At 70.9% G+C, this 22,255-nt stretch carries 18 protein-coding genes; 4 read left to right on the forward strand and 14 right to left on the reverse strand.

The genetic code is table 11. The features are described 5' to 3' along the window. Positions 1-3: 3 nt before the first annotated feature. The 5 genes from ACLQ2N_RS25770 to ACLQ2N_RS25790 are packed head-to-tail and all read right to left on the reverse strand — an operon-like array spanning position 4 to position 5,251. On the reverse strand, positions 4-1,083 hold the full coding sequence (locus ACLQ2N_RS25770) for an aminotransferase class IV (RefSeq protein WP_425816514.1): 1,080 nt from the start codon (positions 1,081-1,083) through the stop codon (positions 4-6). Further along, entirely contained in the window at positions 1,080-2,333 is a 1,254-nt protein-coding gene (locus ACLQ2N_RS25775) for an ATP-grasp domain-containing protein (protein WP_425816515.1), read from the reverse strand. The genes ACLQ2N_RS25770 and ACLQ2N_RS25775 overlap by 4 nt, the downstream gene beginning before the upstream one ends. Then, positions 2,327-2,926 carry a bacilysin biosynthesis protein BacA gene (locus ACLQ2N_RS25780; RefSeq protein WP_425816516.1) on the reverse strand — a complete coding sequence of 200 codons (600 nt, stop codon included), beginning with the start codon at positions 2,924-2,926 and terminating at the stop codon, positions 2,327-2,329. Before ACLQ2N_RS25780 ends, ACLQ2N_RS25775 begins: the two co-directional genes overlap by 7 nt. After that, entirely contained in the window at positions 2,923-4,020 is a 1,098-nt protein-coding gene (locus ACLQ2N_RS25785) for a branched-chain amino acid aminotransferase (protein ID WP_425816517.1), read from the reverse strand. Before ACLQ2N_RS25785 ends, ACLQ2N_RS25780 begins: the two co-directional genes overlap by 4 nt. After that, positions 4,013-5,251 carry a DUF6421 family protein gene (locus tag ACLQ2N_RS25790; RefSeq protein ID WP_425816518.1) on the reverse strand — a complete coding sequence of 413 codons (1,239 nt, stop codon included), beginning with the start codon at positions 5,249-5,251 and terminating at the stop codon, positions 4,013-4,015. The genes ACLQ2N_RS25785 and ACLQ2N_RS25790 overlap by 8 nt, the downstream gene beginning before the upstream one ends. Before the next feature lie 348 nt (positions 5,252-5,599). Between ACLQ2N_RS25790 and ACLQ2N_RS25795 the strand changes: the two genes are divergently transcribed. Together ACLQ2N_RS25795 and ACLQ2N_RS25800 are read left to right on the forward strand one after the other, a co-directional pair. Next, positions 5,600-6,952, forward strand: a complete 1,353-nt coding sequence (locus ACLQ2N_RS25795; RefSeq protein WP_425816519.1) for an MFS transporter — start codon at positions 5,600-5,602, stop codon at positions 6,950-6,952. After that, complete coding sequence (locus ACLQ2N_RS25800) at positions 6,891-8,120, forward strand: ATP-grasp domain-containing protein (RefSeq protein WP_425816520.1); 1,230 nt, start codon at positions 6,891-6,893, stop codon at positions 8,118-8,120. Before ACLQ2N_RS25795 ends, ACLQ2N_RS25800 begins: the two co-directional genes overlap by 62 nt. A 43-nt stretch (positions 8,121-8,163) precedes the next feature. On the opposite strand, the gene ACLQ2N_RS25805 is transcribed toward ACLQ2N_RS25800, so the two are convergent. Next, complete coding sequence (locus ACLQ2N_RS25805; RefSeq protein ID WP_425816521.1) at positions 8,164-10,323, reverse strand: RecQ family ATP-dependent DNA helicase; 2,160 nt, start codon at positions 10,321-10,323, stop codon at positions 8,164-8,166. A gap of 401 nt (positions 10,324-10,724) precedes the next feature. Between ACLQ2N_RS25805 and ACLQ2N_RS25810 the strand changes: the two genes are divergently transcribed. Continuing rightward, entirely contained in the window at positions 10,725-11,354 is a 630-nt protein-coding gene (locus ACLQ2N_RS25810; RefSeq protein WP_425816522.1) for a hypothetical protein, read from the forward strand. Between the two features lie 105 nt (positions 11,355-11,459). Here ACLQ2N_RS25810 and ACLQ2N_RS25815 read toward each other — a convergent pair whose 3' ends face one another. The 6 genes from ACLQ2N_RS25815 to ACLQ2N_RS25840 all read right to left on the reverse strand — a co-directional run bounded on the left by ACLQ2N_RS25815 (position 11,460) and on the right by ACLQ2N_RS25840 (position 17,478). Beyond that, the gene (locus ACLQ2N_RS25815; RefSeq protein ID WP_425816523.1) at positions 11,460-12,074 is read right to left on the reverse strand and encodes a hypothetical protein; all 615 of its coding nucleotides are present in this window, start codon (positions 12,072-12,074) and stop codon (positions 11,460-11,462) included. A gap of 60 nt (positions 12,075-12,134) precedes the next feature. Further along, complete coding sequence (locus ACLQ2N_RS25820; protein WP_425816524.1) at positions 12,135-12,845, reverse strand: ribonuclease HII; 711 nt, start codon at positions 12,843-12,845, stop codon at positions 12,135-12,137. Between the two features lie 338 nt (positions 12,846-13,183). Then, entirely contained in the window at positions 13,184-14,977 is a 1,794-nt protein-coding gene (locus ACLQ2N_RS25825) for a DUF4153 domain-containing protein (protein ID WP_425816525.1), read from the reverse strand. A gap of 218 nt (positions 14,978-15,195) precedes the next feature. Beyond that, positions 15,196-16,113, reverse strand: coding sequence for an ADP-ribosylglycohydrolase family protein (locus ACLQ2N_RS25830; RefSeq protein WP_425816526.1), 918 nt, complete (start codon positions 16,111-16,113; stop codon positions 15,196-15,198). A gap of 10 nt (positions 16,114-16,123) precedes the next feature. Next, entirely contained in the window at positions 16,124-16,783 is a 660-nt protein-coding gene (locus ACLQ2N_RS25835; protein WP_425816527.1) for a histidine phosphatase family protein, read from the reverse strand. 89 nt (positions 16,784-16,872) lie between these two features. Then, positions 16,873-17,478 carry a YdbC family protein gene (locus tag ACLQ2N_RS25840; RefSeq protein WP_425816528.1) on the reverse strand — a complete coding sequence of 202 codons (606 nt, stop codon included), beginning with the start codon at positions 17,476-17,478 and terminating at the stop codon, positions 16,873-16,875. A gap of 189 nt (positions 17,479-17,667) precedes the next feature. On the opposite strand from ACLQ2N_RS25840, the gene ACLQ2N_RS25845 reads away from it, so the two are divergent. Then, the gene (locus ACLQ2N_RS25845; protein ID WP_425816529.1) at positions 17,668-18,204 is read left to right on the forward strand and encodes a TerD family protein; all 537 of its coding nucleotides are present in this window, start codon (positions 17,668-17,670) and stop codon (positions 18,202-18,204) included. A 66-nt stretch (positions 18,205-18,270) separates the two neighbouring features. Here ACLQ2N_RS25845 and ACLQ2N_RS25850 read toward each other — a convergent pair whose 3' ends face one another. Together ACLQ2N_RS25850 and nrdR are read right to left on the reverse strand one after the other, a co-directional pair. Further along, a complete protein-coding gene (locus ACLQ2N_RS25850) occupies positions 18,271-21,174 on the reverse strand; it encodes a vitamin B12-dependent ribonucleotide reductase (RefSeq protein WP_425816530.1) in 2,904 nt (967 codons plus the stop codon). Between the two features lie 164 nt (positions 21,175-21,338). Continuing rightward, positions 21,339-21,851: a transcriptional regulator NrdR gene (gene nrdR, locus ACLQ2N_RS25855; RefSeq protein WP_073967409.1), complete on the reverse strand. Its 513-nt coding sequence runs from the start codon at positions 21,849-21,851 to the stop codon at positions 21,339-21,341. Positions 21,852-22,255 lie beyond the last annotated feature (404 nt).

The raw sequence follows: 22,255 nt of genomic DNA on the forward strand, positions 1-22,255 counted from the left end.
CCCTCAGGCGTGGACGGGTGCCACTTCGGTGATCCGCCGCATCCAGCCGAACCGGTCGGTGGAGTCGCCTCGGTGGACACCGTCCAGCAGGTCCCGGAAGCGGGCGGTCACCGCACCGGCCTCCGGCGACGCGAGCCGGTACTCCTCGCCCTGGTGGCCGAGGGAGGCCACCGGCGCCACCCCGGTGGCCGTGCCGGTGGCGAAGCACTCGGTGACAGATCCGTCGGCGATGCCCTTCAGGACCTCGGCGAGTTCCACCGGCCGCTCGACCACGGTGGTGCCCGCGTCCCGGGCGAGCTTCACGACGGAGTCACGGGTGACGCCGGGCAGGACGGTACGGTCGAGCGCGGGCGTGGTCAGCACGCCGTCGATCACGAAGAAGACGTTCAGCTCGCCGATCTGCTGGACGAAGCGGCCGTCCCCGTCGAGCCACAGGACATGGTCGTTGCCGTAGTTGTCGGCGATCTCGCCGGGCACAACGCCCGCGGCGATCCCGCCCGCCGTGTTCAGGTCGCCGGTGCCGCCGGGCCAGGCCCGCACGTAACCGTCCAGGGTCATGGCCTTCAGCGGCTTCGCGGCCGTGGCGGCGGGCACCGAGCCCAGCACGTAGAAGAGGCAGTCGTCCGCGGGTCCGGCGGTCAGCGCCGTGCCGTCCGCGGCGAGCACCGCGCGCAGCCGCATCGAGGCGCCCGGCTCCTGCGGCAGCCACCCCTCGTCCAGCTCGACCATCGCCCGCACCGAACTCCACACCCGGTCGAAGTCGACCTGGGGCATCGCGAGGCGCCGGGCGCCGTTGTTCAGCCGCTTGATGTGGCTGTCGGGACGGAACACGGAGACCGTGCCGTCCGCGAGCCGGTACGCGGCGAACTCGTCGACGACCGTCTGGCCGGCGAGCACGGCGGCCGCTGTGGGCCGCAGCGCCGGAATGGCGTCCCGGTCCGCCACGGTCAGCCCCTGCCAGCTGCGCCGCTTGCCGGTCCGCATGAAGAACGCGTGGTCGGTGAGGACGGCCCCGGTCCTCCCGGCCGCATCGGGCCGCGGCCGCGGGGTGGTCGTGGGGGTGACGGTCAGTTCGTTGCTCATGCGGGGGCACCTTCCTTGTCCTGGTGGCCGACGCCGTCGACGTCGACCTTCACGTCGGCGAGGACCGAGGCGACGAGGCGCTCGACCCGGTCGAGGTCGCCCTCGAAATGGATACGGGCGACCCGGTTGCTGAAGATGTCGCCGGGGTCGAGCAGTGTTCCGGGCGCCGCTTCCGGCAGGAGGCCGCGGAACTCGGCCTCCCGCGTGAAGGCGTCGATGCCGGAGAGCGTGCCGGCGTAGGTGCCGGACCGGTCGGTGGTGACGAACGCGAGCCCCGCGCTCACCGGCGACAGCGTGCCGGGGTCGTGGGTCAGCCCGCGCGCCGCGTCGGCCGAGGCGGCGCACAGGTCCACGCCGGGGCCGGCGAGCACCAGTTCGGGGATGTTGTCGCCGGCCAGTCGGGCGCCGACCTCGATCAGGACGGGGCCGCGGTCGCGGGCGATCCGGGTCTCGATGTGGAACGGGCCCACGGTGAGGTCGAAGGCGGCCACGACCTGGCGCGCGAAGCGCTCCAGGACCTCGCCGTGCGGCGAGCACTCGGGCGCTGTGGCGATGTGGCCCATCTCGAAGAAGTCGGGCGGGGCGGACAGGAACTTCGTGGTGACGCTCGCGAGGTGCGGGCCGTCGGTGTCGACCCAGCCGTCCAGGGAGAACTCGGGGCCCTCCACGTACTCCTCGACGAGGGCGGCCCGGCGGGGATTCGGGTGGAACTTCACCTCCTCGCCGGGGTCGTGGACCAGCGCGCAGGCCCGCGCGTACTCCTCCTGGTCGCGGCAGAGACTCACCATCAGACTGCCGCCGCAGTCGACCGGTTTGACCACGACGGGGAAGGGCAACGGGCAGTCGCCCGCCGTCTCGGGGCCGACCGCGACCGAGCGGGGGTGGGCGACGCCGCGCTCCTGGCACCGCTGCCGCATGACGTCCTTCTGCCGCACCGCCTCGGCCGCCTCCGCACCGAGCGCGGGGAGCCCGAGGACCCGGGCCAGTTCGGCGGCCTCCGGCACCGCGTACTCGAAGCCGGCGACCACCCCGGTGGGCGGGGTCCCGGTGTCCGCGACGGCCTTCTCGACCAGGCGGAGCAGTCCCGCCACCCCCTCGTCGGGGTGCCAGTCGACGACGGTCGCGCCGGAGTGGACCTCGGGCGGCAGCAGTTCGGGGAACTGGGTGGGGACGAGGCAAGGAACTCCGGCGGCCACCGCCCGGGCGGTGAGCCGGGTCCCGGCCGACAAGGGCTGGACGATGATCAGCATGCGCCCACGCCCCCCGGACCGCCGCCGTCGCCGAGGATCCGGCCGACGTGCAGGGTGAAGATCATGGGCACCGGGCCGAAGTTCTCGATCAGCCGCAGTCCCTCGGCCGCCGCCGCGGGCCCTGTCGTGACGCAGGCGTCGTACCGCCCGGCCGCGCACAGCGCGGCGGCACGCGAGTTGCTGCTGGTCAGGGTGACGTCGCCGCGCTCGGCCACCAGGCTGCTGGGGGCCGGGTGGCTGACGATCGTGGACAGGGCGGTGTGGCCCGGACGGCCGGCCAGCACCATGTCGTGGGTGTCCAGGATGAAGCTGTCGGCCATCTCCAGGCGGTGCAGGTTCTGGAAGACGAGGTCGTGCAGGCGGGGGTAGACGGCGCAGGCGAGGACGGCCTCGGTGCCGTCGAAGGCCATGGCGTCCAGACCGTCCTCCACCTCGGCGTGCAGCACCACCTTGCCGGCGGTCCCGCGCCGGGTGAGCCAGTAGTGGGCGGCCTTCTCCAGGTTGGTGCCCGTGGGCCCCAGCGTGTGGATCACGGTGACCCCGGACAGGACGTCCTCCCGGCCGGCCTTCGGGAGCGAGTGGTGATCGTTCATGCGCGTCGTCCCTCGTTCCCTTCGGCCCGCACGACGGTCCGCAGCCAGCCGTGCGCGTCGGGTGTACGTCTGTGCTGGACGTCCAGCAGGATGCTGCGCAGAGCTGCGGTCATCGGTCCCTCTCCTCCGTCGCCCACCATCAGGTCCTCTCCGCCGATGCCGAGACGTCCGACCGGGACGACGACACCGGCGGTGCCGCATGCGAACACCTCGGTCAGCCGGCCGGAGCGCAGGCCGTCCCGGACTGCATCGATCGTGGTGTGCTCCTCGGCGGCGGCGATCCCCCGGTCCTTCGCCAGGGTGAGCAGTGAGTCACGCGTCAGGCCGCGGACGATGGTCCCGTCGCAGGGCGGGGTCGTCACCCGGAGCTCCGCCCCGTCCCGCTGGACGAGGAAGAGGTTCATGGTGCTGAGCTCCTCGATCCGCTTCCGCTCCAGCCCGTCGAGCCACAGCACCTCGTCGTAGCCGGCGGCCTGTGCCTCGGTACGGGTGAGGAGGCCGGCGGCGTAGTTGCCCGCGCACTTGGACTCCCCGGTGCCGCCGCGTACGGCCCGTACCGTCTCGGTCGCGGTGGTGACCGACAGAGGCCGGAAGGCGGCCCCGAAGCACGGGTCCGCCGGGTAGGCCAGGATCACGCACCGGTAGCGCCTGGAGGGCCGGAGTCCGAGGTCGGGTTCGGTGGCGATGAGGAGCGGGCGCAGGTAGAGACTCTGCCCGTAACCGTGCGGCACCCACGCCTCGTCGGCCGCGACCAGGGCCGCACAGGCACGGGCGAACAGGTCGGCGGGCATCTCGGCCATGGCGAGCCTGGCGGCGGACCTGGCCAGACGCCGCCCGTGGTCCTCCGGACGGAACAGGTGCACCGACCCGTCCTCGGCGCGGAACGCCTTCAGGCCCTCGAACACCGCCTGCCCGTAGTGGAGTCCGAGCGTGGCCGGGTCCATCGCCAGGTCGGACCAGGGCTCGACACGCGGGTCCGACCAGCCGGAGTCGGCGTCCCAGTCGACGACGGCGGTGTGACCGGTGGAGTGGCGGCAGAAGCCCGGGGCCTTGAGGATCGCTTCGAGCTCCGCCGCGCCGTGCGGCTCAGACATGGACTTCGCTACCCCACAGGTCGAGCGGGGCGAGCGGGCCACCGTACCGGTCCGGTTTGCCTTCCGGGCGCCGCAGCAGAGTCCCGAACAGGAAGTCCACGGCGCCTGCCTTGTAGGCCGCGTCGTCCTCTGTTCTCTCGATGTCCTCGATCAGGCCCACCAGTTCCCGTACCGACTCGACGATCCGGGCCTTCGGGGCCAGGGCGCGGCGGCCCTGCCCGTCCAGCGTGAACAGGCCCTGCGACGCGAGCCAGGTGCCCAGGGCGAAGCCGGTCCCGGCGTCGAAGTTCCGCAGTGGCTCGGGCTGTGCCGGGTAGCGGAAGAGGCGTTCCAGGATGATGTATTCGAAGACGATCGGGCCGAACGGCACGTCTTCCTCGAAACAGGCGATCGCCGACTTCATGTCGACCTTGAGCTCCTCCAGGAGGCCGGGGCGCCAGGTCGTCTTGATCGCCAGGTGCTGGTCCAGGGGGCGCGGGCCGGTGTGGTGGAAGTAGTCGTGCAGGTAGCCCCAGACGCAGCGCGCCTGGTAGGTGTCCTCCGGGTCCACCTCCGCGGAGACCAGCTCGGCCTCGCCCTCGAAGGGCGAACCGGGTCCGCACAGGCGCTCGGTGATCGCCAGGGTCTGGGCGTAGATCTCGGTGTGCCGGTTGAAGAAGAACCAGGCGAAGTTCTGGTCCGTACATCGGGTGGCGGCCGGAATGTTCTCGGGGAAGAAGACCACGCAGTTGCCCTCCCGCAGGCCGCGCGACGCGGACAGCAGGCGGGTGGACTGGAAGACGGCCTTGGGGTGCGGGTACTCCGCCTGGAGCTCGGGCGTACTCGCGGGGTCCTGGCGGATCACCGAGAACGCCTCGATGTGGACGTCGTGCCGGTCGCTGTTGGGGAGCGTCACGGGCCCCACGAACGCGGCGGCCTCGCCGTCCTCGGGTGCGGGCACCGTGTCCCGGGTGCTGTCGAATTGCGGCACACCCTCACAGCCCGCGTCCCGCCAGACCCGCAGGTCCTTGCACGTGGCCGCGATCTGCTCAGCGGGCATGAGGCCCTGCGCACGTTCGACGGCCGCGCATACGGCGTCGACGGCGAAACGTATCTCCTCGTCGAAGCCGGCCGGAACGCAACCGTCAGCTTGCGCGTCGCTGCGCCGACTGCGCAGTTGTCTCAGAGAGTTGACGGCAGGAATGACGTCTCGCTCGAACTCCAGCAGTGCGGCAACAGTGCGCGGCCCCACGACACCCCCCGTTCAGCGGCTCAAGGACGATCCCCGGTGGGGAACGTGCCCGACAGGCACCCCGTCCGATCCGTTCGACCAGGAAGCTAGCCCCGACATCCCCTGCAGGCAAGGGGTGTTCGGATGTCGGGCGAGCCCGCACTCCCGTGCCCGCTCAGCGGACGGAACGGCGCTCAGGCGATACCCCCGCGGCCGCCTGCCACGTGCTTATACTCTGGCACCACCCGCGAGTGGGCGCATTCGTCCGGCTGCTCGCAGCGCGGACACGGGGGCGGTGAGGCCGCCCTCGGGCCGGCCACGACCGTCGAACCTGCTTCACGACAGCGGTGACACGAACAACGGGGGAGCATGAGCCAGGAAGCGGAGAAGAACACGGCCGATGCCCTCCAGCAAGACGGCGGCGATGCGCCGGCCCCTTCGCGCGCCTACATGCCGGGCCCTCAGGTGGCCCGTTTCGTAGGTGGCCGCGGACTCGCCGCTCTCGGGGACCAGTTCCTCCTGTTCGCCATACCTCTGCTCACCTACCGGTTGACCGGCAGCGCCTCCCAGACCGGACTGATATTCCTGGTCGAATGGCTGCCCCGGGTGATATTCCTGCCGGTGGCCGGCGTGTTCGCGGACCGAATACGCAGCTACGTCCTGTACGTCGGCTCGGACTGCGTCCGCTCGGCTCTCGGTCTGGCCGCCTTCGCCCTGATGTACCTGATACCCGACGGGAAGTTCATCACCCTGTGCGTGCTCGCCGCGGGGATGTCGGTGGCCGGCGCGCAGTCCTACATCGCCCTTGAGGCCACCCTCCCCCGGTTCGTCCCTCTGGACCAGATGGTGCGGGCGCAGTCGATCATCCAGGGGACGGAGCAGACCAGCGAGGTCATCGGCCCCGTGCTGGCCGCACTGCTCGCCTCGGCGCTCCCGACGACGGGCCTCCTCGCAGTCATCGGTGTGGTGTACGCGCTGACCACCCTCAACACCTTCTCGCTGCGCCGTTGGCTGCGTGCCGAGACACTCGACGTGGCGCCCGGCGAACGCACCACGGTCCGCTCGGTGGGGACCGGCATCACCGAAGGTGTGGCGACTCTGCTGAAGCTGCCCGCGATCCTGGGCCTGGTCGGGCTGACGATGACGGTCAATCTCATGGTCGGCGTCGGCATGGCCACCAGCGCGGCCACCACAGTGGGCGTATTCCACCAACCGGACCGGTATTACGGGGCGTTGAGTACGGGAGCGGGGATCGTCGGCATCCTGACGTTCTTCGTCGTCCCGCGAGCGGCGAAGCGGCTGAATCCCTTCGCCGCTCTGATGACGTCCTACTCGCTGATCTGCCTCGGAGCCATCGGTGTGGGCCTCGCGAGCACGTTCACCCAGTACGCCCTGGGCTACGCGGTCCTGCTCGGGACCGTCGGGTTCTTCAACGTCGTCATCCGCACGGAGCGTGTGAGGCGAATTCCGCGCGAGCACTTCGCGAAGACCATCGCCATCATCATTCTCCTGAACCAGTTGTCCCTGCCGGCGGCCGGGCTCCTGGTCACGCTCCTCACCACCTCCTTCAGCCCCCAGAGCATCGTCCTGGGTTCCGTCATCGGCTCCGCCTGTGCCGTCGTCCTACTCATTCCGCTTCTCGCACGTCTGAGGACCCACCATGCGCATCCTGATCCTGCACCGAGTCACGGACAAAATGATCCGGCACGCGACCGGAATTGACCACGCGGCCCACGACGTCACCTATGTCGGTCCCGCGGACCGGCTGGCCACGCTCCCGTCCGACCTCCGCTGCACCCGCATCGTTCGTCCCGACACCGGCGACCTCACGGAAGAGGTGCTGGCCGCCGTCGAAGGACTGCCCCCCTTCGACATGGTGCTCGCGCTGTCCGAGTTCGACCTGATCGCCGGCGCCCGGGTACGGGCCGCCCTCGGCGTGCCGGGTGACACGGAGGAGGAGATCCGGCCCTGGCGCGACAAGGTGGTCATGAAGTCCATGGTCGCCGCGGCCGGTCTGCGGGTTCCCCGCTACCTGTCCCTGCCAGAGGCCCTGGCGGCCGGCGAACTGCCGTGGACCGGTGAGACGGTGCTCAAGCCCCTGGACGGCGCGGCGAGCATGAACGTCCACATCTACCCGACGGCGGCCGAGGCCCTGGCGGCGGTGCGCGAGACCGGGGTGGTGCCCGAAGGACCCGAACGGGACGGCTTCGAGGTCGAGGAGTTCGTCAGCGGGCCCATCGTGCACGTGGACGGCATGCTGATCGACGGCAAGCCCATGGCGATCCAGGCCAGCCGCTATGTGGGCACCTGCCTGGGCTACGCGGAGGGCTCACCGCTGGGTTCGGTGCAGATCGAGCTGACACCGCAGCTGAGTCGCTGGACCGCCGACTGCCTCGCCGCCGTCAACATCACCACCAGCCTCTTCCACCTCGAAGGCATCGAAACCCCGGACGGGCTGGTCTTCCTGGAGGTCGGCGCCCGGTTCGGCGGCGCGGACGTGGTGGACACCTTCGAGCTGGCCACCGGGGTGCACATGCCTTCCCGGTACCTCCAGATGGTCACCGGCGGTGTGGCCGCCGAGGAGCTGAGCTGGCCCGAGCCCGACGGATCGCGCTACGGATGGTTCTGCTGGCCGAGCCACCGGCTGGGAGCCGAGTACTGCCGGATCGAGGGCGCGGACGAGTTCCGCGAAAGCCCGCTGGTGTACCGCTGGAGCCAGCGGACCGAGGACGAGCCGATCAAGACGGTGCTCAGCTACGCGGACACCGACATCCCCCTGGCAGGCGTCGTCGGCCCGGGTGACTCGGCCGAGCTGGACCGCTTCCTCTCCGATGCCTTCGCCACGATACGCGTCGAGCCCGTGGCCCCGGCGGAGCCCGTCGCCGAGTGATCCGACCGCCCGCCCGCGGTGCCCCGGGGCGGGCGCGATCCGCCTATCCGGCCAGCGCGAGGACGAGCGGGAGCACCTCGCCTCCTCCGTTCTGGCGCAGGAGGCGCGCACCGACGGCCAGGGTCCAGCCGGAGTCGGTGTAGTCGTCGACGAGCAGGACCGGCCCGGGGGTGGCGGCCAGGGCGGCGGCGAGCTCGTCCGGCACCACCAACGCCCCGGCCAGGCCGCGGAGCCGCTGGGCGGAGTTGCTGCGGTGCGCGGCGTGCTCGTCGGCCTGAGGGCTGTAGGCCAGGCTGCCCAGCACCGGGAGCCTGCCGACACGCGCCACACCCTCGGCCAGGGAGGAGACGAGCCGGGGGCGGGTACGGGAAGGCATGGCCACGACGCCGACGGGCCGCGCCATCGCGTCGGGGGAGCCGTCGGCCCAGCCTCCCGGCGAGCGGGCCCAGTCCGCCAGCACGGCCACCACGGCGTTCAGCACCTCGTCCGGGACCGGCCCGTCCACCGCCTGCGCCGACAGGAGCGGCCGCAGGCGATTGCCCCAGCCGATGTCCGACAGTCTGCCCAGCGCCCGCCCGGTGAGGGCCTGCTGTCCTTCGGGGATGCGGCCCTTGAGGTCCACACCGACCGCGGCGAGGCCGGTCGGCCACATTCTGCGGGGCTCGACCTCCACTCCCGGCCGGTCCAGCTCGCCCGTCGCCGCCGCGAGAGCCTCGGACGAGACGGCGGAATCGAGCCAAGGGCCGGCGCAGTTGTCGCAGCGACCGCACGGGACCGCCCGCTCGTCATCGAGCTGCCGCTGCAGAAACTCCATACGGCAGCCGGTGGTCGCCACGTAGTCCCGCATGGCCTGCTGCTCGGACGCCCGCTGCTTCGCGACCCAGGCGTACCGCTCCGCGTCATACGCCCACGGCTGCCCGGTCGCGGTCCAGCCGCCCTTGACGCGCTTGACCGCCCCGTCCACGTCCAGGACCTTCAGCATCGACTCCAGACGTGCGCGCCGAAGATCCACCAAGGGCTCCAGCGCCGGCAGCGACAACGGGCGCCCGGCACTCTCGAGCGCGTCCAGAGCGCGCCGCACCTGCTCCTCGGGCGGGAAACCCACCGCAGCGAAGTAGGCCCAGATCGCCTCGTCCTCCCGGCCCGGCAGCAACAGGACATCGGCATGATCCACACCGCGTCCGGCGCGTCCGACCTGCTGGTAGTACGCGATCGGGGACGAGGGGGATCCCAGGTGCACCACGAAGCCGAGGTCCGGCTTGTCGAAGCCCATTCCGAGTGCGGATGTGGCCACCAGCGCCTTGACCCGGTTCGCCAGCAGATCCTCCTCCGCCTGCAACCGGTCGGCGTTCTCCGTCTTGCCGGTGTAGGAGGCCACTGGATATCCACGCTGTCTCAGAAACGCCGCCACCTCCTCGGCCGCCGCCACCGTCAGCGTGTAGATGATCCCCGATCCCTGGAGATCACTCAGCCGCTCCCCCAGCCACGCCAGGCGGTGCGCCGCACTCGGCAGCTCCAGGACCCCCAGCCGAAGGCTCTCCCGGTCCAGCGGGCCCCGCAGCACCAGGGCGTCCACACCGCCCGTACCCAATTGCTCCGCCACATCCGCCGTCACGCGGGCGTTCGCCGTGGCCGTGGTGGCGAGCACCGGGACCCCGGCCGGCAGCTCAGCGAGCATCGTGCGCAGCCGCCGGTAGTCGGGGCGGAAGTCATGGCCCCAGTCAGAAATGCAGTGCGCCTCGTCCACCACCAGCAGACCGGTCGTCGCCCCGAGCCTCGGCAGCACCTGTGTGCGGAAATCGATGGAATTGAGCCGCTCCGGGCTCACCAGGAGAACGTCGGTCTCCCCGCGTTCCACCTCCCCGTAGACCGTCTCCCACTCCTCCGTATTCGCCGAGTTGACCGTACGTGCCCGAATGCCCGCCTTCGCCGCCGCCTCGACCTGGTTGCGCATCAGGGCCAGCAGCGGTGAAATGATCACCGTGGGGCCGGCCCCGCGGCGCCGCAGCAGAGCGGTGGCCACGAAATACACCGCCGACTTCCCCCACCCGGTCCGCTGCACCACCAGCGCCCGGCAGCGCTTTTCGACGAGGGCCGCCACCGCCTGCCACTGGTCCTCCCGCAGCCGCGCCGCCCCTGCGGGGGCGCCGATCAGCTCGGCAAGGACGGCGTCGGCTTCAGCGCGCAGCTGCAGAGTGTCCATGCCCCCATGCAACCCGATGCCACTGACAATCAGCGAATTCACGCACCGTGTCAGAGGGCTCACGAAGAGATCGCCCACTGACGGCGGCGGGCCGCGCCGGCGGCCGTCGCGCGGTTCGGCGCGCACTGCCACCGCCCCACCGGACACCGCGGTGTTTCCGCTGGTCCTCGCCGTTCAGGCGTGACGGGAGCGTCGGGCGGGGCCGGACCGGGCAGGGATATCCGTGTCATTCCGGCTGAATACCGTCAGCCTCACCAATTGCTCGTTGCCGCCTGCCGATACGCCAGGGAGAATCGGACTCGCTCCCCGCACGGTCCTTTCGCGGGCCCGAAAGGGCTGTGCCGCGGCGCGCCCTCACCCGACCCTGCCCGCATCGTGGGCGCGTATGCGAAGGGAGGACCGTGACCTTCGGATTCGCTCCGTCCGCAGCCACTTCGATGTCGACAGCCACCGACTCCGCCAACCGCCTTGCCAGAATGCTCGAACCGGCAGAATGGGCAGCGGCCGGAATACCCCTGCTGCGCAGCCCACGTGAGGTGGTCAGCGGCCTGCACTCCAGGCACCGGCCGACCCCGGCCACCGCTGTGGTCGCCGTCCTGGACCACGAGGAGCGTCTGACGGCAAGCGCCTCTTTCGCCCGCCGCTCCGTGACGGCCGACGGCTGGGAGTTCCGGAACTCACTGCTGGCGCATCTGCGCCGCGTCATCCCGCATGATCTGCGACGCCGTACCCCCGTCCGCACCGCGGTACTCCTCTACTGCCGCGAAGGGGACGAGCGCTGGACGGAGGAGGACGGAGCGTGGATGTGGGGGCTGCGGGACGCCTGCACACTGCATGGGCTGCGGTGCGGGGCGTACATCACGCTGACCCGGGGCGGCTGGCAGGTGCTGGGCGAGGGCCGGGGCGGTCGCCGTCCGAACTCCACGTCGCAGCCTTCCGCCCTCGCCGACACCGCCCTGCCCTCCGAACAGGTCCCGTCGCGCTCCGGCGGCGGGGCAGCGCAGGCACTGCACCGTTCCGCCGCACGCTGACAGGGCACGCTTCGGCGGCCCGGCCGCCCTCCGGGACAGCCGGGCCGCCGAAGCCGCCGGGTCACGCCGCGGCGGAACCGGCCGCGGACCCGCCGGCGATGAAGCTCAGACGCCGGCGCCGAGCGCGGCGTTGATCCGCTGCGGGTCACCGCAGACGATCAGCAGCACACCGGCGGACTCGCGGGCCTTGGCCAGCGCCCGGGCGGCCGCGTCGTCGGCCGGGCCGTTGACCGCGACGACCACTACGGGCCGGGGCTTGATCCGCTCCGCCTCGGCCGCGGCGAAGAAGACGTCGTCGCCCGCTTCGAGCTGGGCCCAGTAGGCGGCCTCACCGAAGGAGAGCTCGTGAGCCGCCCACGGGTGCTGCCCGCCCGTGGTCAGCACCAGGATGTCGCCGGGTGCGCGACCTGAGTCGAGCAGCAGATCCACCGCCTCGTCGGCGGCGTCGAGCGCCCCGTCGGCCGATGCGGGGACGACCTGGACCTGCGGTGCGGAACGATTCTCCGGCGGGGCCGTCCGGGGCCGGCCGGAGGTGGGGTGTTGGCGCTGCGCCGGGGGCGCAGGCCGCGGGCCGGGCCCCGGGCGACCGGGGCGCGGCGTGGCCGCTGAACGCGGACCGGGTACGGGACGAGGGGTCGACGCGGCGCGGCCGGTGGCCGTGGTGGCGCGGGGACCCTGGGCGCTCTCGTGAATCTGAGGCTCCTCGGGGATGAGAGGCATGGGTGGTTGTCTATCAAACGCCGATACCACGGGCATCGGCGGGTGGGCACATATGCGCGATCAGAAGTCGAAGCCGAGCTGGCCCCCGCTTTCCAGTGCGGCCGCCTCGGCGGAGAAACGGACCTTCTTGAGGTGCTGCCACCGGGGCAGCGCGTCGAGGTAGGACCACGAGAGGCGGTGGTGGGCGGTGGGCCCACGCTCCTCGAGTGCGGCCCTGTGCACGGGCGACGGGTAGCCGGCGTTGGCCTCGAACGCGAAGTCCGCGTACTCCGCGTTCTGCACGCCGAGTTCGGCCATCATGGCGTCCCGACGGACCTTCGCGATCACCGATGCCGCGGCCACCGCGACGCAGGACTGGTCCCCCTTGATGACGGTACGGACCCGCCAGGGGCTGCCCAGGTAGTCGTGCTTGCCGTCCAGGATCACCGCGTCGGGGCGGACCGGCAGCGCCTCCAGGGCGCGTACGGCCGCGAGCCGGAGCGCGGCGGTCATGCCCAGCTCGTCGATCTCCTGGGGAGAGGCGTCACCGATGCCGTACGCGGTGACCCAGCTCTCCAGCATCGGCGCGAGTTCCGCACGGCGCTTGGGGCTGATCAGCTTGGAGTCGGTGAGTCCGGCGGGGGGCCTGCGGAGACCGGTGACCGCGGCGCACACCGTGACAGGCCCTGCCCACGCTCCGCGTCCGACCTCGTCGACACCGGCGACGATCTTGGCACCGGTGGTGGCGCGCAGTGAGCGCTCGACGGTGTGCGTGGGTGGTTCGTACGGCATGGCGTTTGTCAGCGTACGCCGAAGGGGGCGGCAGGAACACCCCGGGGGCACCCTCGCAGGCTCGTCCCGGCGGTCGCGCGCCGGACTGCGCGCGACACAGGGGTCCGGGCACGGCCTTCAGCGGGGGCCGGAGCGGAAGAACGGCACGTGCCCGCGGTCCCGGCACAGGCGTCACCGGAGCAGAAGGATCGGTCCGCCAGGCCGCGGCCGGAGGGCCTGAATCCGCGGTCGCCGAGCGGAGCGGGAAGCCTGCTGCGGGCCGCCCGCTCCTGAGGAACGGCCCGCACGAACGGCATGGGTGAGGCTTCGGCAACGCGACGGAACCTCTTACGGGTTGATCAGTACGGGTCGTACGGGTCGTAGACGTCGTCCGTCCCACCGTCGCGCTCGTCGCCGTTGTCGCCCGTGCTCAGTCCACGGCAGTCGAGAGCGCGGAAGCCGGGGTCCCAGTCGCCGAGGATGTCCCGGGCTCGCGATTCGCCCCAACTCGTCGCGTACCAGGGATCGTCGGAGTTCCGGAGCGCGCGTTGGATGTCCTGCAACGCGCAGGAGCGCAGGGGCTCGGGCAACGTGTTGAGAGCGGGAACTGCGTCGGCCGACAGGCCCTTGAGGTATTCGATGTCGATCGAGTGATCGTTGCGGTATCGCTGGACGTTCTGCTCCGCGATGAGCCCGTCGGGCGAAACGAGACCGAAGACCAGTACGCCGACGGCCGCGCTCGCCGCGACCGCACGCGGCAGCAGGCGAGGGCCGAAGACGCCGGCCGCCATGATCAGTACGAGGATCACGCCGAGCCAGAGTTCCACGGCGGCCACGGAGATCCTCAGCCTGGTCAGGCCGTACGCGTCGACGTAGAGGTCCATGCGCCGCAGAGCCGAGGCGACCACGACAAGCGTGAGGAAGCACAGCGTGCCGAGCACGCAGCGGACGAGAGTGCGGTCGCGGGTGCCGCCGCGCGGGGCCCAGCGAAGGGCGAGCGCGATGACGCCGAGCGTGAGCACGGTGGCCCAGAGCAGTTGCCAGAAGCCCTGGCGGGCGTAGGCGGAGTAACTCAGGTCGGTCTCGGCCATCACCTTGTCGTATCCGCCGAGCAGCACCGTGAGCTGGATGGTGAGGAACGCGGCGAAGAGGAGGTTCAGCACGATCAGCGGGAGGGCCCATTCCAGCCGCCCGCGCGCCTTGCCCGGCCGTACCTTCAACCCGTCCCAGCGGACCGGGGCGGCGGCGGTGTAGGCGGCGGCGAGGGCGCCCACCAGTCCGAGGAGGCCCAGGAAGATCCGCCAAGGGCCGTCACCGACCGACACGTCCGGGGTCAGGCTGCTCAGCAAGTCCGCGAACGCGGCGTCGGCACTCGCGAAGAGCGCGCCGAACACGATGAGCAGGACGACGGCCACGGCCACGGACCGGAACACGACGCCGAACCGGCCCCGGGACCCGGACATACGCTCGCGCACACCGCGGACACCCCAGCCCAGCGATTCGAAAACGGAGGTGAACACACCGAGAGAACCAAGGAACACGCCGAGCCAGCTCCGGCTGCCGTGAAGCGCCAGCGAACCGAGTGCCAGGGCGGACACCATCGCGAGGAAGGTGGGCCAGCCGGCGTCCCGAAGCGCGGGAACGGCCAGGAGCGCCAGGCCACCGATCCCCCACACGGCGGTCCAGGGACGAAGCGTGCGGCCCGCCGCCCTGGCGGCGGTCCAGGCGCCGGCCGAGGCAGGCAGTGCCACGAGGAGCAGGTTCAGCCCGATGCCGTCGCCCAGCAGAACCATGCTGAGCAGGGCCGTCGCGACGGTGGCCCAGAGGGTGCCGGCGTGGACGGGCCCGGGCTTCGCGGCCCGGAGCCGCGTCGTCACCGAGGGCGGTGGCTTGCCCCACGGGCTCGGCTGTCCCTGCCCACCGGTGCGCTGCGCCGCGTAGGCCGGGACCTTGGGCGGTTCGGGCACCGGCGGCGTGCCGCCGCCGGCCTCGCCCCTGCCCATGGCCTCGGGGGCTGCGGCCGGCGCCGGGATCTGCGCTTCCTCCCGGACGGGTGCCGTTTTGTGAGTGGCCCGGTCCGGCATGGGCCGGGGTGAGGCGGCCTGGTCCGGCGCAGGTTCGGGCCGGGATGCATCTGGCGGTGTTTCGGACACGGGACCCCTCCCCACCGGGGTCCGCTCACGCGTGCCCTGGGCAACGCACAGCCCCCCGGCGTCTCATTCGGTGCGCACCCGTCGTCATGATCACCGAGGGCGGCGTGGCCGAAAGAGTATCCCCGTGTCACGGCCGTCAGCCGTGCGGAGGGATGCTGTGGCAGGACCGTGACAGTCGGAGCAGCGGCCCGGCCGACGCAGTGCGGCGGCTCAGCGGCTCAGCCGGGACCACCCCACGAGTGACGGGGCATCCAGCCCGGAAGGGGCTCCGTCCGGGCCGTCCAGTCCGCCGGCGGGGCGCCAGCGGGGCTTGCCGCGAGCACGCCGCCGACGATGGCGCAGGTCGTGTCCACGTCGCCACCGGCCTGGGCCGTCACCCAGAACGCCTCTTCGAAGTCGCCGAGGCTCCGAGCCGCCGACCACAGGGCGAAGGGGACGGTGTCGTGCGCGCTGGTACGGCGCCCGTTGCCGAGGACCGCCGCGACGGTGCCCGCGTCCTTGTAGTCGAGCATGTCCCGGGCCCGCCGAAGCCCGGCGCCGACGGCGCTGCGCGGGACGAGCGCGACGACGCCGTCCAGCAGGTCCTCAGGAGTGGGCCGCCCAGCCGGTGAGGCGACGAGGGCCGCGGCCGCCGCGACGGCCATCGCGCCCACCACGGCCTCGCGGTGCTGGTGCGTGGTGTACGAGGAGATCTCCGCCTGGTGCGTGGCCTGCTCGGGATCGTCCGCGTACCAGGCGCCGAGCGGCGCGATGCGCATCGAGGAACCGTTGCCCCAGGAGCCCTGTCCGTTGAACAGGGAGGAGGCGAGTTCCCGCCAGTCGCCGCCCTCGCGGACCAGGCGCAGCATGCGGTTCACGGCCGGGCCGTACCCCCGGTCGAAGTCGTGGTGGTGCGCGAAGGACCGGGCGAGGGCGTCCTGGTCGATGCGGCCGTGCTCCTGGAGTACGGCCACGACGGAGCAGGCCATCTCCGTGTCGTCGGTCCACTGCCAGGGCCCGGCCGGCAGGGCGCGGTCCTTCAGGAGCGGATAGTGGGCGGGCACGAAGAACTGGGAGCCCAGGGCGTCTCCCACGGACAGGCCGCGCAGACTGGCCAGGGTGCGCTCGAGACGCTGGTCGGAAGCGGATTCGGTCATCGCTTCCACTCTATCCGGAGATGCCGTAGGGCTCAGGAGTACGCCAGCGCTCGAAGGGCCGGTCGAGCGTGTACCGCCCGTCCTTGCCGAGCAGGAGTGTCCGGGATTCCCCGTTCCCGGGGTTCGAAAGCGACTCGAATTCGGCCACGGACCAGTGGAACCAGCGCATGCAGAAGAGCCGCATGGTCAGACCGTGGGTGACCAGCAGGACGTTCGGCGGGTGGTCGGGGGCCTCGAAGCTGCGGTGCAGGCTCTCCAGGAAGGCGCCGACCCGGTCGTACACATCCGCCCCGGACTCGCCCTGTGCGAAGCGGTAGAAGAAGTGTCCGTAGGCGTCCCGGTAAGCCTTCTGCAGTCTGACGTCGTCGCGGTCCTGCCAGTTCCCCCAGTCCTGCTCGCGCAGCCGGGGCTCCTCGCGGACCCGTACCCGCCCGGGGTCCAGGCCGAGCGATGCGAACGTCTCGTGGGTTCGCCGGTAGGGAGAGACGTACACGCTGACCCGCTCCTCCCCGAAGAGCCCGCGCAACCGCTCCCCCGTCTCCCGGGCCTGGCGCAGGCCGGCTGGGGTGAGCCTCAGCGCGTGGTCGGGTTCGCGTTCGTACACGGTGTCGTCGGCGTTGCCCTCGGACTCGCCGTGCCGGACAAGAACGATGCGTTGCGGTCGTGCCATACAACGACACTAGTTCGAGTCATCGCCGTCCGAGCACCTGTCCGGAATTCGTCGGTGCATGTCGCCGCCGTACCCGCCGCTCGGCGCCGTCACACCGTCCAGGACGGTTCGAGCTGCACCACGTCCCCGGCGAGCGCCGCCACGTCCTCCTCCGTGCCCGCGCGCTGCGAGAGCCGGTCCACGCTTCCCGGCCGGTATTTGCCGCGTTCCGCGCTGGACTGCCACATGGACAGGACCAGGAACTCGTGCCCGGGCGCCTCGCCGAAGACCCCCCGCAGCATTCCCGGCGAGCCCGCCATCGCCGGGTTCCACACCCGCTGCTGCATCAGCGCGAAGTGTTCGACCCGGTCCTCGTGGACCCGGCTGTGGGCCACCCTGAGCACATCCGCGTCCGTGAAGCGCGGTTCGAAACCGGTCTTCACGTCGAAGCGGTACTCGAAGAGCTTGACCTGGAGGTCCTGGTACGTGCCGGACTGCGGCGCGGCCAGGGCGTCGTGGCCGCGCGCCATGAAGGAGTCGTAGAAGACGCGGTTCTCCCAGAAGGCGAAGACGTGCGCCACCTCCGGCCGGACGCGGCTCCAGCCGCCGCCCTGCCCCCTGAACCCCGGCTCACCCAGCAGCCCCGCCCACTTCCGCTGCCCCTGTTCGAAACCTCGACGGTCCGACACACTGCAGCGAATCCACTTGACCAGCACGGCGCCATCGTACGGCCGTCGGGCGTGGCGTGGGTCACGCTCCCACGGAGTCCACCGGAACCGGCCGTCTCCCGCCCGATCCTGGCCCGTTTCAGCCGCTCGTCCCCAATCCGGTTGGTTCCGGGGCACGTTGCGGCATGATCGGGGGACGGAACCGGAGCGCCGCCCCACGCGCAGGAGGGAAGTCCGATGAGCACTCCCAACAAGGATCTCGAAAAGGCCGAGGTGCGGATCAAGTGGGATCCCAGCGACCGGGGCGAGGCTCCCAACGACCTCGACATCATCGCGGCGACCTACCCGGCGGACGAGCCGTACGGCAGTCCGGCGTACCTCGTCCACTTCGACAGCCGGGCGCCCGACGGCACGATCACCCTCGACCGGGACAGCAGGACGGGCCAGGGGCTCGGCTACGACGAGGTGATGATGCTGGAGCTGGGCCGGCTGTCCGACGCCTATGCCCGGGTCGTCGTCGGCGTCGCCATCCAGCAGCGTGACGGCCGGAAGACGTTCGGCGCCATAGAGAACACCCGGGTCCAGGTCCGCGAGGGTTACACGACGCTCGCGGAGGACGACTTCGCCTCCATCGGGGGCGCCACCGCGGCAGTCGTGGCCGAATTCGTACGGGACGAGTCAGGCGGCTGGCACTTCCACGGCGCTGTCCGGGGCTTCGACGGCGACCCCGAGGAGTTCGCCGCGGCGATGGGCGGCCGCGCCTTCGGCGCGTAGGCGCCGCGTACAAGCAGTGCGGGCAGGTCTTCCGGGGAAGACCTGCCCGCACTCGCCGTTCAGCGATCAGCTGCAGCCGCTGGTGGAGCCGCAGCCCTCGCAGATGTAGCAGGAGCCGGCGCGCTGCATCTTCGTACCGCAGGAGAAGCAGAGCGGGGCGTCCGCGCTGATGCCGAGCTGCATCTCGACCAGCTCGGCCGAGGTGTGCGCCGTCCTCGGCTCGGCCTTCTCGGTCTCCTGGACCGGGGCGACCGCCTTCAGGGTCTCCGTCCGCACCGGGGCGGTCTGGGCCAGGGTCTCGGCCTCCAGCTGCTCCTCCTCGAACGTCGGCTCGTAGGAGCCGGTGTCGAGGTGGCGCTGACGCTCCTCGGCGGAGTGGATGCCGAGGGCGGAGCGGGTCTCGAAGGGCAGGAAGTCGAGCGCCAGGCGGCGGAAGATGTAGTCGACGATCGACTGCGCCATCCGCACGTCCGGGTCGTCCGTCATGCCGGCCGGCTCGAAGCGCATGTTGGTGAACTTCGAGACGTACGTCTCCAGCGGGACGCCGTACTGCAGGCCCACCGAGACCGCGATGGAGAAGGCGTCCATCATGCCGGCGAGGGTCGAGCCCTGCTTGGACATCTTCAGGAAGACCTCGCCCAGGCCGTCGTCCGGGTAGGAGTTGGCCGTCATGTACCCCTCGGCGCCGCCCACCGTGAACGAGGTGGTGATGCCGGGCCGGCCCTTGGGCAGACGCTTGCGGACCGGGCGGTACTCGACGACCTTCTCGACCGCGGTACGGATGGTGTCCTCGGCCTTGGCCGTGACGGCCTCCTTCTCCTTCTCCTTGGTCTTGGCGGAGAGGGGCTGGCCGACCTTGCAGTTGTCGCGGTAGATCGCGAGCGCCTTGACGCCCATCTTCCACGCCTCGAAGTAGACCTCCTCGACGTCCTCGACGGTGGCCGTCTCCGGCAGGTTCACCGTCTTGGAGAGCGCGCCGGAGATCCACGGCTGGATGGCCGCCATCATGCGCACGTGACCCATCGCGGAGATGGACCGCTCGCCCATCGCGCAGTCGAAGACCTCGTAGTGCTCGGTCTTCAGGCCGGGGGCGTCGATCACGTTGCCGTGCTCGGCGATGTGGGCGACGATCGCCTCGATCTGCTCCTCCTGGTAGCCCAGGCGGCGCAGGGCCTGCGGGACGGTGCCGTTGACGATCTGCATCGAGCCGCCGCCGACCAGCTTCTTGAACTTGACCAGGGCGAGGTCGGGCTCGAGACCGGTGGTGTCGCAGGACATGGCGAGGCCGATGGTGCCGGTGGGCGCGATGACCGACGCCTGCGCGTTACGGAAACCGTTCTTCGCGCCGAGCCGGATCACGTCCTGCCACGCCTCGGTCGCGGCGGCCCAGATCGGATTGTCCAGGTCGTCGGCGTGCACGGCCACGGCGTTGGCGTCGGCGTGCTGCTTCATGACGCGCTGGTGCGGCTCGGCGTTGCGGGCGTAGCCGTCGTACGGGCCGACCACGGCGGCCAGCTCGGCGGAGCGCTTGTACGAGGTGCCGGTCATCAGCGAGGTGATGGCGCCGGCGAGCGCGCGGCCGCCGTCGCTGTCGTACGCGTGGCCGGTCGCCATCAGCAGGGCGCCGAGGTTGGCGTAACCGATGCCGAGCTGGCGGAAGGCGCGGGTGTTCTCGCCGATCTTCTCCGTCGGGAAGTCGGCGAAGCAGATGGAGATGTCCATCGCGGTGATGACCAGCTCGACGACCTTGGCGAAGCGCTCGGACTCGAAGGACTGGTTGCCCTTGCCGTCGTCCTTGAGGAACTTCATCAGGTTCAGCGAGGCGAGGTTGCACGAGGTGTTGTCCAGGTGCATGTACTCGCTGCACGGGTTCGAGCCGTTGATCCGGCCGGACTCGGGGCAGGTGTGCCAGTGGTTGATCGTGTCGTCGTACTGGATGCCCGGGTCGGCACAGGCCCAGGCGGCCTCGGCCATCTTGCGGAAGAGGGACTTCGCCTCGACCTCTTCGATGACGTCGCCGGTCATCCGGGCGCGCAGCCCGAACTTGCCGCCGGACTCGACGGCCTTCATGAACTCGTCGTTCACACGGACCGAGTTGTTGGCGTTCTGGTACTGGACGGACGTGATGTCGTCGCCGCCCAGGTCCATGTCGAAGCCCGCGTCACGCAGGGCGCGGATCTTCTCCTCCTCCTTCACCTTCGTCTCGATGAAGTTCTCGATGTCGGGGTGGTCGACGTCGAGGATGACCATCTTGGCCGCGCGGCGGGTGGCGCCACCGGACTTGATGGTTCCGGCGGAGGCGTCGGCGCCCCGCATGAAGGAGACGGGACCGGAGGCGTTTCCGCCGGAGGAGAGGAGTTCCTTGGAGGAACGGATACGGGAGAGGTTCAGGCCGGCACCGGAGCCGCCCTTGAAGATCATGCCCTCTTCCTTGTACCAGTCGAGGATCGACTCCATGGAGTCGTCGACGGCCAGGATGAAGCAGGCGGAGACCTGCTGCGGCTGGGGCGTGCCGACGTTGAACCACACCGGGGAGTTGAAGCTGAAGATCTGGTGCAGGAGGGCGTACGCCAGCTCGTGCTCGAAGATCTCCGCGTCGGCGGGGGAGGCGAAGTACTGGTAGTCCTCGCCGGCCTTCCGGTACGTCTTGACGATCCGGTCGATCAGCTGCCGCAGACCGGTCTCGCGCTGCGGGGTGCCCACGGCGCCCCGGAAGTACTTGCTGGTGACGATGTTGACCGCGTTCACCGACCAGAAGTCGGGGAACTCGACGCCACGCTGCTCGAAGTTGATCGAGCCGTCGCGCCAGTTGGTCATGACGACGTCACGGCGCTCCCAGGACACCTCGTCGTACGGATGCACGCCGGGGGTGGTGTGGATGCGCTCGATACGCAGGCCCTGCTTGGACGCAGTCGACTTGGTCCCCTTGTTGCGGGAACCTCGTGCCGGGCCGCTCGCCGTCTCTGTCATGCCGCCTCCCATATGTGGGCAAAAACGCCCTGAAGTGCCGAGAACTTCCCCGGGCACAGTGTGTGTCTGATGCTTCGGCCGCCGCATTCGTCATGCGTCGCCCGGAGCAAGGTCCTGGTGCCGGTCCACGCGATCCCCGGATCGGCGCGGCCGGCGACCGCCGCTCAGTCGGCGGCGACGGCGGGGGCGGGGACCTCGATGGTCTCGCCGCTCCCGCATGATTCCGCGCGAGGCCGCCGCTCACGGAGTTCCGTGATGGCGGCCTCGAAGTCTTCGAGGCTGTCGAACGCCCGGTACACGGACGCGAAGCGCAGGTAGGCGACGAGGTCGAGTTCCTGCAGGGGACCGAGGATGGCCAGGCCCACGTCGTGCGTGGTCAGCTCGGCGCTGCCGGTCGCGCGCACCGCCTCCTCGACCCGCTGGCCCAGCTTGGCGAGGGCGTCCTCGGTGACCGGCCGCCCCTGACACGCCTTGCGCACACCCGAGATGACCTTGGTGCGGCTGAAGGGCTCGGTGACCCCGCTGCGCTTGACCACCATGAGTGAACAGGTCTCCACCGTGGTGAAGCGGCGGGAGCAGTCCGGGCACTGGCGGCGCCGGCGGATCGAGGTCCCGTCGTCGGTGGTGCGACTGTCGACGACCCGGCTGTCGGGGTGCCTGCAGAAGGGGCAGTGCATGGCTCCCAACCCTCCTTCACAGCACGACTGAATAGCCTCTTCAGGCCCGGTCGGGGGCCCTCGAAGCGGTCTCAAGCATAGGCGATGACCGCGCCCCCGATGGACGGGGGACCACTACATTCGGGGCGGCCGGAACTATCCAACCACTAGATCTTGGGTCCGGCCGCGCATTTGGCCCTAAGCGCGTGTCGCCCCGGACGGCGGCCGGAAGGCAGCGTAAGGCCGACCAAGAGGGTACGGGAAGCACCCGGACGACGGACGACCGGGCGGCCACCCCGCGACGGCCCCGCAGGGGCTGCCGCGCTACCGTCCTGGAGCGGCCGCGACCACCGCCGCAGCCCATGGCGGCACCGACGCCGGCACGCGGCCGTCGCGCACCGTAGGCAGCCTCATACACCTGGCAG

The sequence above is a fragment of the Streptomyces sp. DT224 genome, from assembly GCF_049844595.1.
In the GTDB taxonomy this organism is placed as follows: Bacteria; Actinomycetota; Actinomycetes; order Streptomycetales; family Streptomycetaceae; genus Streptomyces.